This window comes from Cupriavidus gilardii (assembly GCF_017598945.1).
GTDB lineage: Bacteria > Pseudomonadota > Gammaproteobacteria > Burkholderiales > Burkholderiaceae > Cupriavidus > Cupriavidus gilardii_E.
In genome coordinates, this window is sequence record NZ_JAGFTW010000035.1 from 30670 (window position 1) to 46469 (window position 15800).

General features: G+C 67.9%; 15 protein-coding genes. 5 read left to right on the forward strand and 10 right to left on the reverse strand.

Going from position 1 to position 15800, the window contains the following annotated elements; all coding sequences use genetic code 11:
* Position 1: 1 nt before the first annotated feature.
* From J5T34_RS11730 to J5T34_RS11755, 6 genes are all read right to left on the reverse strand, one after another.
* Positions 2-1246 (reverse strand): 5-(carboxyamino)imidazole ribonucleotide synthase, encoded by a 1245-nt coding sequence (locus J5T34_RS11730; RefSeq protein WP_208579900.1) that lies wholly within the window; start codon positions 1244-1246, stop codon positions 2-4.
* Positions 1247-1381: 135 nt separating this feature from the next.
* Entirely contained in the window at positions 1382-1879 is a 498-nt protein-coding gene (gene purE, locus J5T34_RS11735) for a 5-(carboxyamino)imidazole ribonucleotide mutase (RefSeq protein WP_208579924.1), read from the reverse strand.
* Between the two features lie 78 nt (positions 1880-1957).
* Positions 1958-2866 carry a phosphoribosylaminoimidazolesuccinocarboxamide synthase gene (locus J5T34_RS11740; protein WP_208579901.1) on the reverse strand — a complete coding sequence of 303 codons (909 nt, stop codon included), beginning with the start codon at positions 2864-2866 and terminating at the stop codon, positions 1958-1960.
* 144 nt (positions 2867-3010) lie between these two features.
* Positions 3011-4075 (reverse strand): class II fructose-bisphosphate aldolase, encoded by a 1065-nt coding sequence (gene fba / locus J5T34_RS11745; RefSeq protein ID WP_208579902.1) that lies wholly within the window; start codon positions 4073-4075, stop codon positions 3011-3013.
* Between the two features lie 197 nt (positions 4076-4272).
* A complete protein-coding gene (gene pyk / locus J5T34_RS11750) occupies positions 4273-5709 on the reverse strand; it encodes a pyruvate kinase (protein WP_174104384.1) in 1437 nt (478 codons plus the stop codon).
* Between the two features lie 99 nt (positions 5710-5808).
* Positions 5809-7005 carry a phosphoglycerate kinase gene (locus J5T34_RS11755; protein ID WP_208579903.1) on the reverse strand — a complete coding sequence of 399 codons (1197 nt, stop codon included), beginning with the start codon at positions 7003-7005 and terminating at the stop codon, positions 5809-5811.
* A 414-nt stretch (positions 7006-7419) separates the two neighbouring features.
* On the opposite strand from J5T34_RS11755, the gene J5T34_RS11760 reads away from it, so the two are divergent.
* Positions 7420-8598, forward strand: coding sequence for a helix-turn-helix transcriptional regulator (locus tag J5T34_RS11760; protein WP_208579904.1), 1179 nt, complete (start codon positions 7420-7422; stop codon positions 8596-8598).
* A gap of 3 nt (positions 8599-8601) precedes the next feature.
* Here the strand turns inward: J5T34_RS11760 and J5T34_RS11765 are convergent, their stop codons facing one another.
* From J5T34_RS11765 to J5T34_RS11775, 3 genes are all read right to left on the reverse strand, one after another.
* Entirely contained in the window at positions 8602-8925 is a 324-nt protein-coding gene (locus tag J5T34_RS11765) for an AzlD domain-containing protein (protein ID WP_208579905.1), read from the reverse strand.
* Complete coding sequence (locus J5T34_RS11770; RefSeq protein ID WP_208579906.1) at positions 8922-9821, reverse strand: AzlC family ABC transporter permease; 900 nt, start codon at positions 9819-9821, stop codon at positions 8922-8924. The genes J5T34_RS11765 and J5T34_RS11770 overlap by 4 nt, the downstream gene beginning before the upstream one ends.
* A gap of 178 nt (positions 9822-9999) precedes the next feature.
* Entirely contained in the window at positions 10000-10899 is a 900-nt protein-coding gene (locus J5T34_RS11775; protein WP_208579907.1) for an AraC family transcriptional regulator, read from the reverse strand.
* A gap of 141 nt (positions 10900-11040) precedes the next feature.
* Between J5T34_RS11775 and J5T34_RS11780 the strand changes: the two genes are divergently transcribed.
* Positions 11041-11796 carry an SDR family NAD(P)-dependent oxidoreductase gene (locus J5T34_RS11780; protein ID WP_208579908.1) on the forward strand — a complete coding sequence of 252 codons (756 nt, stop codon included), beginning with the start codon at positions 11041-11043 and terminating at the stop codon, positions 11794-11796.
* 120 nt (positions 11797-11916) lie between these two features.
* Here the strand turns inward: J5T34_RS11780 and J5T34_RS11785 are convergent, their stop codons facing one another.
* A complete protein-coding gene (locus J5T34_RS11785) occupies positions 11917-12939 on the reverse strand; it encodes a Bug family tripartite tricarboxylate transporter substrate binding protein (RefSeq protein ID WP_208579909.1) in 1023 nt (340 codons plus the stop codon).
* 351 nt (positions 12940-13290) lie between these two features.
* Between J5T34_RS11785 and J5T34_RS11790 the strand changes: the two genes are divergently transcribed.
* The 3 genes from J5T34_RS11790 to waaF all read left to right on the forward strand — a co-directional run bounded on the left by J5T34_RS11790 (position 13291) and on the right by waaF (position 15713).
* Positions 13291-14211: a branched-chain amino acid transaminase gene (locus J5T34_RS11790; RefSeq protein WP_208579910.1), complete on the forward strand. Its 921-nt coding sequence runs from the start codon at positions 13291-13293 to the stop codon at positions 14209-14211.
* 88 nt (positions 14212-14299) lie between these two features.
* Complete coding sequence (locus J5T34_RS11795; protein WP_208579911.1) at positions 14300-14494, forward strand: zinc-finger domain-containing protein; 195 nt, start codon at positions 14300-14302, stop codon at positions 14492-14494.
* Between the two features lie 196 nt (positions 14495-14690).
* On the forward strand, positions 14691-15713 hold the full coding sequence (gene waaF, locus J5T34_RS11800; RefSeq protein ID WP_208579912.1) for a lipopolysaccharide heptosyltransferase II: 1023 nt from the start codon (positions 14691-14693) through the stop codon (positions 15711-15713).
* The last annotated feature ends 87 nt before the right edge of the window (positions 15714-15800 follow it).

The following is a 15800-nucleotide window of genomic DNA, read 5'->3' on the forward strand; positions in this document are numbered from 1 at the left end:
ATCAGGGCGCGATATGCAGGACCTGCAGCGCCGCATCGAAGGCGCGCTGCGCGTCCTCGGCGCGCTCGCCGATGCAGTTGACGTGGCCCATCTTGCGTCCGGGGCGCGCGTCGCTCTTGCCATACAGATGCAGCTTGGCGCCGGGCTGTCCGACCACCGCGTCCCACGCCGGCTCGCGCTCGAGCCCGTATTCGTACCAGACGTCGCCCAGCAGGTTCAGCATCTTGCCGGCCGAATGCTGGCGCGTGCTGCCCAGCGGCAGCCGGGCCATCGCCCTGACCTGCTGCTCGAACTGGCTGGTCTCGCACGCGTCCATCGTGATATGGCCGGAGTTGTGCGGGCGCGGCGCCATCTCGTTGGCAACCAGGCTGCCGTCCTGCAGCACGAAGAATTCGATGCACAGCACGCCGACATAGCCCATCTCGCCGGCGATGGTCGCCGCCGCCGCACGCGCGCGGTCGGCGATCTCGGCCGACACCTGGCGCGACGGCATCACCGTCGAGAACAGGATGCCGTCGCGATGGACGTTCTCGGCCAACGGCCAGGTCGCGGTCGAGCCGTCCGCGCCGCGCGCGGCGAGCACCGACACCTCATAGGCCAGCGGCAGCATCTGTTCGAGCACGCAAGGCACATGCTGCATCGCGTTCCAGGCGGCGCGCACATCGTCGCGGGTCTTGACGCGGGCCTGGCCCTTGCCGTCGTAGCCCATGCGGGCTGTCTTCAGGATGCCGGGCAGCAGTTGCTCCGGCAGCTGGTCGATGTCGGCATCGTGCTGGATCACCCAGTGCGGGGCCGGCGACACGCCGGTGCGCTCGGCGCAGGCGGCGAAGAACTTCTTCTCGCCGATGCGGTTTTGCGCGATCGACACGCAGTGGCCGCGCGGCGCGACGAAGGCGCCGAGCTGCTCGAGCCGGTCCAGCGACATCGACGGCACGTTCTCGAATTCGGTTGAGACCGCCTGGCACAGCCGGGCCATCTCGGCCAGCGCCGCCTCGTCGGTGTAGGTCGCGCACAGATGCTTGTCGGCAACCGCGCCGGCCGGGCTGTCCTGGTCGGGATCGAGCACGCAGACCTTGTAGCCCATCGCTTGTGCGGCGTGCGTGAACATCCGGCCCAGCTGGCCGCCGCCGAGCATGCCGAGCCAGGCGCCGGGCAGGATCGGCGCGTTCGGGCCGCCGACGCCGAATTCGGCGCGCGACTCGGGCGTATGCGCTTCGATCAGATGGGGATGGATATCGGTGGGCATGCTCGTGCGGATTCCAGGGGAACAGTTCGCGGCCGCCGGCGACGGCCGCCGAGGCGTGAATCGGTGAATCAGTGAATCGGTGAATCAGTGAATCGGTAAATCAGTGAAGCAGACCGGCGGATCGGCCGGCTCGGCTCACAGCGGCAGCGTCATCGCGCGCGCCGCTTCGGTCTGGCGCGTGCGGAACGCCTCCAGTGCCGCGGCCAGCGTCTCGTCGGTGGCCGCCAGCGTGGCGATCGCGTGCAGCGCGGCATTGGCCGCGCCCGCCTCGCCGATCGCGAAGGTGGCCACCGGCACGCCCTTGGGCATCTGCACGATCGACAGCAGCGAATCCTCGCCGCGCAGGTATTTGGACGGCACCGGCACGCCGAACACCGGCACGATGGTCTTGGCGGCGATCATGCCGGGCAGATGCGCGGCACCGCCGGCGCCGGCGATGATCGCGCGCAGTCCGCGCGAGCGCGCCGTCTCGGCATAGCGGAACATCTCGTCGGCCATCCGGTGCGCCGATACCACCTGGGCCTCGAACGGGACGCCGAAGTCCTTGAGCATCGCCACGGCGTGCTGCATTACGTCCCAGTCCGAGCTGCTGCCCATCACGACGCCGACCAGCGGCTTGTCTGTCTGGCTCACTTCCTGGCTCACTTCCGATCCTCGCTTGCGTGGCGTGCCCGCGGCCGCCCGGTTATTGCCGTTATTGCCGTTATTGCTTTATTGCAGTTCCTGCCCGGTCAGCCGGGTCAGCGCCTCGCGGTACTTGGCGGCGGTCTTCTCGACCACGTCGGCCGGCAGGGCCGGCGCCGGCGCGGTCTTGGGCCACGGCTTGCCGTCGATGCGCACCGCCTCGAGCCAGTCGCGCACGAACTGCTTGTCGAACGACGGCGGATTGGTGCCGACCTGATAGGAATCGGCCGGCCAGAAGCGCGACGAATCGGCGGTCAGCACCTCGTCCATCAGCGTCAGCGTGCCATTCTCGTCGAGGCCGAACTCGAACTTGGTGTCGGCGATGAGGATGCCGCGCGTGGCGGCATAATCGGCCGCCTCCTTGTACAGGCGGATCGAGATGTCGCGCATCTGCGCGGCCAGCTCCTTGCCGATGCGCGCCTCGACCTCGGCAAAGCTGATGTTCTCGTCGTGCTCGCCCATCTCGGCCTTGGCCGCCGGCGTGAAGATCGGCTCGGGCAGCTTCTGCGCATTCTGCAGGCCCGCCGGCAGTTCGATGCCGCAAACCCGGCCGGTCGCCTGGTAATCCTTCCAGCCCGAACCCGCCAGATAGCCGCGCACCACGGCCTCGACCAGGATCGGCTTCAGCCGCTTGACCACCACCGCACGGCCGCGCACCTGCTCGACCTCGTCCGCCTGCACCACGGTCTCGGGCGCGATGCCGGTCTCGTGGTTCGGCACGATATGGGCCAGCTTCTTGAACCAGAAGTTGGCCATCTGGTTCAGCACGCGGCCCTTGCCCGGGATCGGCTCGCCGAGGATCACGTCGAACGCCGACAGGCGATCGGTCGTCACGATCAGCAGCTTGTCGTCGCCGACGGCATAGTTGTCGCGCACCTTGCCATGGCCGAGCAGCGGCAGCGAGCGGATGGAGGACTGATAGAGAGCGTCAGACATAGAAATAGGTCGGCGAGCGGGAGAGAGGGAAAAACAATGAGGGGCTTCGTGCGGTGGCGAAGCCCCATCGGTCAATTCATGGCCATGGCGTCAGCCGGGGCCCGGTCCTCATGCGCTCGGCGCTGAAGACCGGGCGGCAACGCCTTACTGCACCACCTGCGACAGCTTGCCCGACTTGTACTGCTCGGCGATTTCCTTCAGCGCGATCGGCTTGATCTTGCCGGCCTGGCCTTCGCAGCCGAACGCGACATAGCGCGCCTTGCAGACCTGCTTGGCGGCTTCGCGGGCCGGCTTCAGGTATTCGCGCGGGTCGAACTTGCTCGGGTTCTCGACGAAGAAGCGGCGGATCGCGCCGGTCATGGCCAGACGGATATCGGTGTCGATATTGATCTTGCGCACGCCGTACTTGATCGCTTCCTGGATTTCCTCGACCGGCACGCCGTAGGTTTCCTTCATGTCGCCGCCGAACTTGCGGATTTCTTCCAGCAGTTCCTGCGGGACCGAAGACGAGCCGTGCATCACCAGGTGGGTATTCGGGATGCGGGCGTGGATTTCCTTGATGCGGCTGATCGCCAGGATGTCGCCGGTCGGCTTGCGGGTGAACTTGTACGCGCCGTGCGAGGTGCCGATGGCGATCGCCAGGGCGTCCAGCTGGGTCGCCTTGACGAAGTCCGCGGCCTGCTCGGGGTCGGTCAGCAGCATCGAGTGGTCGAGCTTGCCTTCGGCGCCGATGCCGTCTTCCTCGCCGGCCTCACCGGTTTCCAGCGAGCCCAGGCAGCCCAGTTCGCCCTCGACGGTCACGCCGACGGCGTGGGCCATCTGCACGACCTTGCGGGTCACGTCGACGTTGTATTCGTACTCGGCCGGGGTCTTGCCGTCTTCGCGCAGCGAGCCGTCCATCATCACCGACGAGAAGCCCAGGTCGATCGCGCCCTGGCAGATCGCCGGCGACTGGCCGTGGTCCTGGTGCATCACGACCGGGATATGCGGATAGGCCTCGACCGCGGCCTCGATCAGGTGGCGCAGGAAGTGTTCGCCGGCATATTTGCGGGCGCCTGCGGAAGCCTGCATGATCACCGGCGCATTCACTTCGTCGGCCGCCTGCATGATGGCCTGGACCTGCTCCAGGTTGTTGACGTTGAATGCCGGCAGACCGTAGCCGTTCTCGGCGGCGTGGTCGAGCAACTGGCGCATCGAAACGAGTGGCATGTCAGACTCCTAAGAAAAGAATGGGGTTCTCGGTATTGGATGTTCTTGGGCTGCCGGGCTTGTCGCCACGGTCCGCCGCTATCGTGGCAAGTTTCCGTGGGCCGCGGCACCGGGCTGTGTTCCCCAGCGCACCGTGGTCCCCGTCATGGTTCGCGTCATCGGCATCGCCTCCCTCTGGGTCAACCGCATGGTCGACGTCACAGGCCCACCCGGACGATCTTCAGCGTATTGGTGCCGCCGGGCTGCCCCATCGGCTCGCCGATCGTCAGCACGATGAAATCGCCGCGCTGCACCACGCCCTTGGCCAGCAGCAGCTCCTCGGCCTGTTCCAGCGCGGTATCGCGGTCGCTGCTCGATTCCAGCGGCAGCGCCACCACGTTCCGGTACAGCTGCATCTTGCGCTGCGACGCGAGGTTCGGCGTCATCGCGTAGATCGGCACATGGATGCGGTGACGGCTCATCCACAAGGCGGTCGCGCCCGAATCGGTCAGCGCGGCAATGGCCTTCACTTGCAGATGATAGGCGGTGAACAGCGCGCCCATCGCGATCGACTGGTCGATGCGGGTGAAGGTCTGGTTCAGGAAATCGGTGTCGAGCTGGACCACCTCGGACTTCTCGGCCTCGACGCAGACCGCGGCCATCGCCTCGACGGTCTCGACCGGATAGCGGCCGGCGGCGGTCTCGGCCGACAGCATCACGGCATCGGTGCCGTCCAGCACGGCGTTGGCCACGTCGGACACCTCGGCGCGGGTCGGCACCGGATTGACGATCATGCTTTCCATCATCTGCGTGGCGGTGATGGTCAGCTTGTTGGCCTCGCGCGCGAGCCGGATCATCCGTTTCTGCAGCGCCGGCACCGCGGCATTGCCCACTTCGACGGCCAGGTCGCCGCGCGCCACCATGATGCCGTCCGAGGCGGCGAGGATTTCCTCGAGCACGCCCGGGCGGATCGCCTCGGCCCGCTCGATCTTGGCGATCATCCGCGCCTTGTGGCCGAACTGCTGGCCCGCCACCGCGGCGAGCTGGCGCGCCATCTCCATGTCGGTGGCGTTCTTCGGGAAGCTGACCGCGATATAGTCGGCGCCCAGCGCCATCGCGGTCTTGATGTCTTCCATGTCCTTGGCCGTCAGCGCCGGCGCCGACAGGCCGCCGCCCTGGCGGTTGATGCCCTTGTTGTTCGACAGATCGCCGCCGACCTTGACGGTGGTGAAGATCTCGTTGCCGATGACGCGGTCGACCACCAGCACGATCAGGCCGTCGTTGAGCAGCAGCAGATCGCCCGGACCGACATCGCGCGGCAGGTCGCGGTAATCGAGGCCGGCGCGCTCCTGGTTGCCGAGCTGGCAGTTGGCGTCCAGCACGAAGGGGTCACCGGCCTTCAGCGTGATCTTGCCGTTCTCGAACTTGCCGACGCGGATCTTCGGCCCCTGCAGGTCGGCCATGATCGCGACCTCGCGGCCGCAGGCCTGGGCGGCCTCGCGCACCAGGCGCGCGCGCTCGAGGTGGTCCTCGGCGGTGCCGTGCGAGAAATTGAGCCGCACCACATCGACCCCGGCCGCAATCATGCGGGTCAGCATCTCGAGCGTGCTGGAAGCGGGGCCGATGGTGGCGACGATCTTGGTCGAACGGGTCATCTGGTTTCCTTGTCCTTGGCGTGGCGCGGCCGATTGCCGGCGTGCGCCGCTGCGGCGGCCGGCGACCGGCAAACCGCGAACGGCGGGCGGTTCCGGCCCTCAGCCGGCGGCGCGCTGCTCCAGGACTTCGAAGGCCGGCAGCTTCTTGCCCTCGAGGAATTCGAGGAAGGCGCCGCCGCCGGTCGAGATATAGCCGACGCGGTCGGCGATGCCGTACTTGGCGATCGCGGCCAGCGTGTCGCCGCCGCCGGCGATCGAGAAGGCCTTCGATTCGGCGATCGCTTCGGCCAGCACCTTGGTGCCGTTGCCGAACTGGTCGAATTCGAACACGCCGACCGGGCCGTTCCAGACGATGGTGCCGGCCGCCTTCAGCTGCTCGGCCAGCATCGCCGCGGTGCGCGGACCGATGTCGAGAATCATGTCGTCGTCGGCCACGTCCTTGACGTCCTTGACGGTGGCCGCCGCGTTGGCGCTGAACTGCTTGGCGCAAACCACGTCGACCGGGATCGGTACCGAGGCGCCGCGCGCGGCCATCATGTCGATGATCGCCTTGGCTTCGGCGGCCAGATCCGGCTCGGCCAGCGACTTGCCGATCTTCAGGCCGGCGGCCAGCATGAACGTGTTGGCGATGCCGCCGCCCACCACCAGGTTGTCGACCTTGTCGGCCAGCGACTTCAGGATGGTCAGCTTGGTCGAAACCTTGGAGCCGGCGACGATGGCCACCAGCGGCCGCGCCGGCTGGCCCAGCGCCTTGCCCAGCGCGTCGATCTCGGCGGCCAGCAGCGGGCCGGCACAGGCGATCGGCGCGTATCTGGCGATGCCGTGGGTGGTGGCCTCGGCGCGGTGCGCGGTGCCGAAGGCGTCGTTGACATAGATATCGCACAGCCTGGCCATCTTCTGCGCCAGCTCGTCGCTGTTCTTCTTCTCGCCCTTGTTGACGCGGCAGTTCTCCAGCAGCACCACCTGGCCGGGGGCGACCTCGACGCCGTCGACCCAGTTCTGCACCAGCTTGACGTCCTTGCCCAGCAGTTCGGACAGGCGCTTGCCGATTGGCGCCAGCGAATCGGCCGGCTTGAATTCGCCCTCGGTCGGGCGGCCCAGATGGGAGGTGACCATCACGGCGGCGCCGGCCGCCAGGCACGCCTGGATCGCGGGCACGGAGGCCCGGATGCGGGTGTCCTCGGTGATATTGCCGGCGTCGTCCTGCGGCACGTTGAGGTCGGCGCGGATGAACACGCGCTTGCCGGACAGTTTGCCTTGGGAAATCAGGTCGGATAGACGCAGGACAGAGGTCATGGCTCTTGCGGGAAAGATCGGAAAAACCGGCATTTTACCTGAACGGGGGGCCCCTTTTGCGCAATTGCAACGGGGTTGCGACGCCCAGCGCACAAAGCCGAGTGGAACGCTGATCACATCCTGCTGACGACCCCGCCTCAAACCCGTACCATAGCTGCTCGGCCACCGCAGACGCCCCCGGCGCTGCCCGCGAGAAGCCGTCCGCTCCCAGTCCAGAAGAAACAAGAAACAAGAAGGTCGAAGTCGACCGGGCCGTCGCATGAGACAAGAGCCTGGCGGCGTATTGCTTTGTCGTCGGAACCAGGGGAAGTCAATGAACCAACGGGAAGTCCATGGCGCAGACCATGGGCGGCGCCAGCCATGGCACGCGTCGCCCGGCCACTGCCCCGCCATCGGTTCGATGCGGAGGCGGCAATGAACGATAGCGACATCCACGACACCATCCGCGGGCTCTACGAGGGCATCGTCGATCCGCAGGCGTGGCAGCGCAGCCTGCGGAATCTGCAGCGCGCCAGCGGCAGCGCGCAGATGGGCATGGTCGTGCTGGACAGGCGCAACGACCGCATGTCGGTCACGGAACTGGCCAATCCTGTCGAAGGACTGGCACAAACCTACCAGCAGACCTTTCAGGCGCTCGACCCCGGCCGCTCGTTTACGCCCGGAATGCCGCTCGGCGGCTGGTACATCGATGCACGCGAGCTCGGCGTCGCCACCATGGGCCGGCACCCGTTCTACGGCGACTTCATGCGCCGCTACGGCCTGGGCTCGGTCATGGCCTGCCTGGTCGATCGCCAGCCCTACTACGAGGTCTATTTCTCGCTGCAGCGGCCGCTGGACGGGCCGCTGTTCGCGCCGGAGGACGCGCGCGCCCTGGACTGGGCGATCCCGCACATCCGCCAGGCGATGGCCCTGCGCGAGCGCACCAGCACGCTGACCGCGCTGCAGCGCCTGTCGATGCAGCTGCTGGACCAGCTGGCGTTCGGCGTGATCGTGTTCTCGGCCGATGCCCGCGTGCTGCTGCACAACAGCGAGGGCGAGGCCTGGGTGCGTCGCCTGGCGCCGAACCCGACCTTGCCGCGCACGGGTACGGGCTCGGGCACGGGCGACGAATGGACCCTGTCGCGGCCGTTCGCCGCGATGGTGCGCGCCGCCTGCGACGCGAGCGCGCCGGTGGCGGCCCAGGCGGCGACGGCGCAATCGCGCCAGGGCGCGCGTGCCCAGGTCATCGTGCTGCCGCTGCCGCCATCGCATGCGATGGGGCAAGCCTGGCAGCAGCCGGCCGCGCTGGTGGCGATTCACGATACGCGCAGCAGCGCGCCGCTACTGCCGCAGGTGTTGCGCGATCTCTATGGACTGACGCCGGCGGAGACGCGGCTGGCCACGCTGCTGACCACCGGCATCGGCCTGCCCGAGGCGTGCGAGCAGTTGCAGATCGGCCGCGAAACGAGCCGGACCCAGCTGAAGGCGATCTTCATCAAGACCGGCACCAACAGCCAGGCCCAGCTGTCGCACCTGCTGACGCAGCTGAGCGCCACGCTGAAGGCGCCGCCGACGGTGCAGGACGACGGCAATGCGCGACTCGGCGAGGTTTGACTTCTAGGCCAGCAGCCGCAGCGCCGTATAGACCGCCATGCCGACCGCGATCATGCCGAGCATCTTGCGCGTGGCCAGATAGAACAGCCCCGCGGCGATGCCGGCGATCAGCTTGTAGTTCTCCAGGCCGACGGTGAAATGGCCCTGCCAGGTCATCAGGTCCGGCAGGATGATGGCCGCCAGCGCGGCGGCGGGCGCGTAGCGCAGCGCCCGCTGCAGGCGGTCGGGCAGGCTGACGTGTTCGCCCGCCATCAGGAACAGCGCGCGCGTGACGATCGTCACCACGGCCATGCCGACCAGCGCGATCCATATCTCCCAATGGCTCATGCCCGATCCTCCGCCGACGACCCGGCATGGCCGGGTTGACTGCCTGCCTTGTTGTTGGCCTTCCCCTCGACCTGGTTGGCCACCTTCTCGCGCGGCCGGCGACGTGCGATGCCGCGCAGCGTGGCGCGGGCCGCCAGCTGGTCGCTGGCCATGCCGGCCGCGATCGCGCCCACCACCGCGACCACCAGCCCCAGCCGGTAAGGCAGGTCGAAAAAGAACAGCGCCAGCACTGCCGACACCGCGACCGCCATCAGCGTCGAGCGCGAGTTGATCGTCGAGACCATCACCGGGATCAGCGCCAGCGTGCCGGCCAGCGCCAGCCCCCAGCTGTCGGGGAACAGGCTGGCCAGCAGGATCCCCGCCAGCGACGACACCTGCCACATCACGAAGTTGATCAGCGCCATGCCCCAGAAATAGCCTTCCTTGCCGGGCTCGTAGCCCGGCGTCTGGTAGCGCTGCATGAAGAAGACGAAATGCAGGTCGCCGTTGAACGACCCCAGCAGGGTCCGCCGCCACAGCGGCAGATAGCTGAAATGCGGCTGCAGCGCGGCGCTGAAGATCACGAAGCGCAGATTGACCACGGCGGCGGTCAGCCAGATCGTCCACAGCGGCATGCCGGCGGCGAACAGCGGCAGCACCGCCAGCTGGGCCGAGCCGGCATAGACCAGCAGGCTCATGCCGATCGCCTCGGGCACCGTCATCACCGACTTGCTCATGGCCACGCCGGTCACCAGCCCCCACGAAAACGTGGCCGGCAGCGAGGGCGCAAAACGGCGCGCGCCAGCCAGAAAGCCGGCGCGTTCGGCACGTGGAAAGCGGGTCCAGAAACGGTGCAGGACGCCTTGCGTGGCACGATGCCAAAGGCGCAGCCAGGCCGGTGGCCGAGGGGAAGTCATGGAGCGGACGCGGTGAGGATTCCGGCCGATCGCGCGGCGGCGATCACTGCGCCGCGCCGGCATCGCCGGATACCCCGCCGCGGGCGCGGCGGGCAAGGCGCCATTATAGGGCCTGGCGCGATTTGGGTAAGTGCCTGCTTAAATCCCGGCGCGCACGGCGAATGTGCCCGTCGGCACGCTATTCGGCGCTCGCCACCTGCAGCGCGCCGCGCATGGCGTCGGCATCTTTCGCCGGCGGCACGCCGAACATGCGCCGGTATTCCCGCGTGAACTGCGGCACGCTTTCGTAGCCGACGGCGAAGGCCGCGCTGCTGGCGGTCGCGCCATCGGCCAGCATCAGACGGCGCGCCTCGAGCAGCCGCAGCTGCTTCTGGAATTGCAGCGGCGACAGCGACGTGACGGCGCGGAAGTGTTGGTAGAACGACGAGGCGCTCATGCCGGCCACCGCGGCGAGCCGCTCCATCGGCAAGGGCTTCGTGAACTCCTCCCGCAGCACCGCCACGGCGCGCGCCACGCGCCGCGCATTGCCCTCCGGCCATCCCAGTTCGCGGATGGCGGCGCCATGCCGACCGGCCAGCAGCCAGTAATGGAGCTCCCGGACACGCTGCGCGTGCAGCACCGGGACCGCTTCGGGCCGTTCGAGCAGGCGCATCAGCCGCAGCGCCGCGTCGGCGACCTCGGCATCGGTCGGCTCGTACCGCACCGCCACGCCGTCGGGCGCGGGCAGCGACTGCATCTGCATGGCGAGATCGGCGATCACGGCCGGCTCGAGCTCCAGCACCAGCGACAGATACGGCGCCTCGGCGCTGGCGCGGGTGACCTGGCTGACCGTCGGCACGTCCGCGGTAATCAGCATGGAGTCGCCCGCCTCGAAGGTGAAGGTTTGCGCGCCCATGGTGACCCGTTTGCTGCCTTGCAGCACCAGGCAGACCAGCGGCCGCGCGATGGCATGGACCAGTCCGCTGGGCGAGGTCGCCCGGATCGTGGTCAGGCCGGGCACGGGTGTTTGGGCAAGGCCGTGGGGATCGGCGCAGGCGTCCGTGTACCGGCGGACGGCTTCGAGCAGGTCAGCGTTCATGCACGCAGCATAGCGTTCGTCTGGCGGCATGGCGAACCGGCTCGGAGATTCAGGCAAGAAACCGGGAGAAATTGACTAAGCCTATCGCGACTTGAACTTCAATAATTCGGATCACCACCAACCGAACCAAGGAGTTTGACCATGAGCAAGATCGCCATCGTCACCGGTGCCAGCCGCGGACTGGGCCGGGCCACCGCCATCGCCATCGCCCGCAGCGGCGGGGACGTCGTCGTGACCTACCAGCGCCGTGCCGACGAGGCCAACGCCGTCGTCGCCGAGATCGAAGCCATGGGTCGCAAGGCCTGTGCGTTGCAGCTCGACACCGGCGATACCGGCGGCTTTGCGCGGTTTGCGGAGGCCCTGCGTGTCGCCCTGCGGCAGACCTGGCAGCGCGACACGTTCGACCATCTGGTCAACAACGCCGGCCACGGCGACTATGCGTTGATCGGCGACACCACGGAAGCGCAGTTCGACGCCCTGGTGAACGTGCATTTCAAGGGCGTCTTTTTCCTGACGCAGACGCTGCTGCCGCTGATGGCCGACGGCGGGCGCATCGTCAACCTGTCCAGCGGGCTGACTCGCGTTTCGTTCCCCGGCTACGCGGCGTACGCCGCGGTCAAGGGCGCCGTGGAAGTGCTGACGCGGTATATGGCAAAGGAACTGGGGGCGCGCGGCATCGCAGTCAATACCGTGGCGCCGGGCGCGATCGAAACCGACTTCGGCGGCGGCGCCGTCCGCGACAATCCCGAGATCAACAAGCTGTTCGCCGAAATGACCGCATTGGGCCGCGCCGGCGTGCCGGACGATATCGGCCCGATGATCGCCGGCCTGCTGTCCGAGAGCCATCGCTGGGTCAACGCCCAACGGATCGAGGTGTCGGGCGGACAGGGGATTTGAGGCGGCTGGACTCTGGGCTCGATGCTGGCCCCGGCCCCTGGCCGGGGTCTGCTTCGCAATGCAGCGCTCCTCCGTTTGACGGGCCGCGGAATAGCCGGCGCGGCCCCGAAGTCACGTCGATCAATCGATCGAAGCGCCCACCGTCTTGACGACGTTCGCCCACTTCTGGCGGTCCGCCTTCACCGTGGCGCGGAACTGGTCGACGGTTTCGATGCGCGGCGTGTTGCCCGCGTCGACCAGCTTCTGGCGCACCGCCGGGTCCTGCAGCGCGACGCGCACCGCGTCGTTGACCTTGCGCGCGATCTGCGGGTCCAGGCCCTTGGGGCCGAAGAAGCCGAACCAGATCGTGCTGTTGTAGTTCGGCACGCCGCTCTCGGCGATGGTCGGCACATCGGGGATCACCGGCACGCGCTTGGCGGTGGTCACGCCGAGCAGCCGCACCTTGCCCGCGCGGTATTGCGGCAGCACGCTCTGCACCTGGTTGAAGATGCAGCAGACCTCGCCCTTGAGCACCGCCTGCAGCGCGTCCGGGCCGCCCTTGTAGGGCACGTGGACCATGTCCAGGCCGGCGCGCGCATTGAATTCGGCGAAGGCCAGATGGGTGCCGGTGCCGTTGCCGGTCGAGGCGTAGTTGTACTTGCCGGGGCTGGCCTTGACCTTCTCGATGAATTCCTTGACCGACTTGACGTCGAGCACGGCCGGGTTGACGGTCAGCACGTTCGAGACCTCGACCAGCGGCGCGATCGGCGTGAAGTCGGCCTCGGCGTCGAACGGCAGGTTCTTGTACAGCGCCGGGTTGATGCCGTGCGTGGCGGCGGTGCCCAGCAGCAGCGTATAGCCATCCGGCTTGGCGTGAGCGACCACTTCGGAGGCGACGTTGCCGCCGGCGCCCGGCCGGTAGTCGTACAGAATGGTGGTCTTCAGCGACTTCTGCAGCGAGTCCTGCAGCGTGCGGCCGACCATGTCGACGCCCGAGCCGGCGGTAAAGCCCATCAGGATCGTGACCGGCTTGTTGTCGGGCCAGTTGCCCGGGCCCTGGGCTTGCGCGGACGGGGCCAGCGACAGGCAGGCGAGGCTGCCCAGAGTGGCCAGAGTGACGACAAGGCGGCGGGTCACGAGGCGGCGGGTCGAAGTGCGTGTCATGGCGGCGAAATCGGAATACCAGGAATCGAAAGGCGGAACAAGGCCGGAACAAGGCCGGAACAAGGCCCGAACAACGGCTCGGCCGGCGCGGCCCGCTGCCTGGCGTGGCGGCGGGTCCGGACTGCAAAGCAAGTACGATACCAACGAACCGCCACTTTCCAAACGATTGAGTTCGCTTGAGCGTATGCCGTGTCGATATAAGCACGCCAGGCCCAGGCGTCGAATCGCCCCAATCCTCGGTCCGGCGCCACCCCGGCGCCGCCCCGGCGCCGCCTCGCCGCGTTGGCACGGGGTGTGCCGGGGCTTACAATGTCGCCTTTGCACCTTTTTGACGTTTTGCGGGAGACAAACATGTCGATGGCCGATCGTGACGGAAAGATCTGGATGGATGGCAAGTTGATCGATTGGCGCGACGCCAAGATCCACGTGCTGACCCATACCCTGCACTACGGCATGGGCGTGTTCGAGGGCGTACGCGCCTACAAGACGCCGGCCGGCACCGCAATCTTCCGGCTCAAGGAGCACACCCGCCGCCTGTTCAACTCGGCCAAGATCTTCCAGATGGAGATCCCGTTCGACCAGGCGACCCTGGAAGCGGCGCAGCGCGAGGTGGTCAAGGCCAACCAGCTCGAATCCTGCTATATCCGCCCGCTGGTCTGGATCGGCTCGGAAAAGCTCGGCGTCTCCGCGCGCGGCAACACCATTCACGTGGCAATCGCGGCCTGGCCCTGGGGCGCCTATCTGGGCGAGGAAGGCATGGAGCGCGGCATCCGCGTCAAGACCTCGTCGTTCACCCGCCATCACGTCAACGTGTCGCTGGTGCGCGCCAAGGCCAGCGGCTATTACATCAACTCGATCCTGGCCAACCAGGAGGCCACCAGCCTGGGCTACGACGAGGCGCTGCTGCTCGATACCGAGGGCTATGTCAGCGAAGGCTCCGGCGAGAACGTCTTCGTGGTCCGCAACGGCGTGATCTACACCCCGGATCTGGCCTCCTGCCTGGACGGCATCACCCGCGACGCGACGCTGACGATCGCGCGCGACCTGGGCATCGAAGTCCGCGAGAAGCGCATTACCCGCGACGAAGTCTATTGCGCCGACGAGGCGTTCTTCACCGGCACCGCAGCCGAAGTCACGCCGATCCGCGAACTCGACGACCGCGTGATCGGCGAAGGCCGCCGCGGCCCGATCACCAGGCAGATCCAGGACGCCTTCTTCGCCGCCGTCGGCGGCACCAACGAGAAATACCAGCACTGGCTGACCCTGGTCTGATGCCGGCGGCCCGGCCGCCATCGGCGCCGGGCCTGCCGCCGCACCAACAGCCAGAATCCCCATCTGACACGACTGACCCCGCAACACCATGACGCAAACCGCAACCGTCGTCGAAATCGGCGCCGAAGACCTTCCGCTGCACTGCCCCACGCCCAATACGCCGACCTGGAACTACCATCCGCGCGTGTTCCTCGATGTGGCGGACACCGGCATGGCCAAGTGCCCGTACTGCGGCACCGTCTACCAGCTCAAGCCGGGCACCGTGCTCAAGGGCCACCACTGATCGCCCGCTCGTCCGTTCCCGGGCGCGGCCACGCTGGCGTGGCCGCGCATGCGCCGAAAGCAGCGCCCACCCCACTGCCGGCCCCGACTGCGGTACCGGCCGGGTCCGCTTCGCTTTCCGGCGCCGAACGCCCCGTTTCGCTCTCGCCGCTCTGCCGCCCCCGCAGCCTTCGGGCCGGCATGGCGGCGCCTTGCCTATGAACAAAGCCCTCGTCATCGCGCCCAACTGGATCGGCGACGCCCTGATGGCGCAGCCGCTGTTCGCGCTGCTCAAGCAACGCCATCCGCGCCTGGCCATCGATGCGCTCGCGCCGAAATGGGTCGCGCCCGTGCTGGCGCGCATGCCCGAGATCGCGCGCGTGTTTCCGAGCGACCTGGCGCACGGCAAGCTGCAGCTGTCGGCGCGGCTGATGTTCGCCCAGCAGTTGAAGAACGAAGGCTACGACGTCGCCTACGTGCTGCCGAACTCGCTGAAATCCGCGCTGATCCCATGGCTGGCCGGCATTCCGCTGCGGGTCGGCTATCGCGGCGAGGCGCGCTTCGGGCTGCTCAACATCCGCCACGCCAATCCGCCGAAGGACAAGCGTCCGCCGATGGTCGAGCACTATGCGCGGCTGGCGCTCAAGCCGGGGGCGCGGCTGCCCGAGGCCCTGCCCGAGCCGCGGCTGCGTGTCGATCCGGCGCGCGTGGTCAAGACCGCCGAGCGCTTCGACATCGCGCCGCAGACGCGGCTGATCGCCTTCTGCCCCGGCGCCGAATACGGCCCGGCCAAGCGTTGGCCCGCGGCGCATTTCGCCGAGCTGGCGCAGATGCTGCGCCGCTCGTATCCGTACGCGCAGATCGTGACGCTGGGCTCGGCCAAGGACGGCGAGATCGCCGCCGAGATCTGCGCCGGCGCGCCGTTCGTGCGCAATCTGTGCGGCCAGACCTCGCTGGACGACGCGGTCGACCTGCTGGCGCTGGCCGAGGCGGCGGTCTGCAACGACTCCGGGCTGATGCACGTGACCGCCGCGCTGAACCGGCCGCAGGTCGCGGTGTTCGGCTCCAGCGATCCGCGCCATACGCCCCCGCTGTCACAGGCAGCGAGTATCATGTGGCTCCAGCTCGAGTGCAGCCCCTGTTTCCAGCGCGAATGCCCGCTCGGCCATCTGCGCTGCCTGCGGGAGATCGAGCCGGAAATGGTCTTCGTGGAGCTGCGCAAGCTGCTGCACCGGCCCTGATTGCGTAGCCGAGCAACCCAGAAGCTGAACAGCGCGCGCCGACCTGGCGCCGCCAGGTGCGCCCGGCGCGCCGTTGATTGACCCGCG

What these genes read in the sequence shown, in the direction of transcription:
- waaF (WP_208579912.1), top strand. Translation starts at nt 14,691, where the DNA reads ATGAACAAAGCCCTCGTCATCGCGCCCAACTGGATCGGCGACGCCCTG.
- J5T34_RS11785 (WP_208579909.1), bottom strand. Translation starts at nt 12,939, where the DNA reads ATGACACGCACTTCGACCCGCCGCCTCGTGACCCGCCGCCTTGTCGTC.
- J5T34_RS11795 (WP_208579911.1), top strand. Translation starts at nt 14,300, where the DNA reads ATGACGCAAACCGCAACCGTCGTCGAAATCGGCGCCGAAGACCTTCCG.
- J5T34_RS11780 (WP_208579908.1), top strand. Translation starts at nt 11,041, where the DNA reads ATGAGCAAGATCGCCATCGTCACCGGTGCCAGCCGCGGACTGGGCCGG.
- J5T34_RS11765 (WP_208579905.1), bottom strand. Translation starts at nt 8,925, where the DNA reads ATGAGCCATTGGGAGATATGGATCGCGCTGGTCGGCATGGCCGTGGTG.
- J5T34_RS11730 (WP_208579900.1), bottom strand. Translation starts at nt 1,246, where the DNA reads ATGCCCACCGATATCCATCCCCATCTGATCGAAGCGCATACGCCCGAG.
- pyk (WP_174104384.1), bottom strand. Translation starts at nt 5,709, where the DNA reads ATGACCCGTTCGACCAAGATCGTCGCCACCATCGGCCCCGCTTCCAGC.
- J5T34_RS11740 (WP_208579901.1), bottom strand. Translation starts at nt 2,866, where the DNA reads ATGTCTGACGCTCTCTATCAGTCCTCCATCCGCTCGCTGCCGCTGCTC.
- J5T34_RS11775 (WP_208579907.1), bottom strand. Translation starts at nt 10,899, where the DNA reads ATGAACGCTGACCTGCTCGAAGCCGTCCGCCGGTACACGGACGCCTGC.
- J5T34_RS11790 (WP_208579910.1), top strand. Translation starts at nt 13,291, where the DNA reads ATGTCGATGGCCGATCGTGACGGAAAGATCTGGATGGATGGCAAGTTG.
- J5T34_RS11760 (WP_208579904.1), top strand. Translation starts at nt 7,420, where the DNA reads ATGAACGATAGCGACATCCACGACACCATCCGCGGGCTCTACGAGGGC.
- J5T34_RS11770 (WP_208579906.1), bottom strand. Translation starts at nt 9,821, where the DNA reads ATGACTTCCCCTCGGCCACCGGCCTGGCTGCGCCTTTGGCATCGTGCC.
- J5T34_RS11755 (WP_208579903.1), bottom strand. Translation starts at nt 7,005, where the DNA reads ATGACCTCTGTCCTGCGTCTATCCGACCTGATTTCCCAAGGCAAACTG.
- fba (WP_208579902.1), bottom strand. Translation starts at nt 4,075, where the DNA reads ATGCCACTCGTTTCGATGCGCCAGTTGCTCGACCACGCCGCCGAGAAC.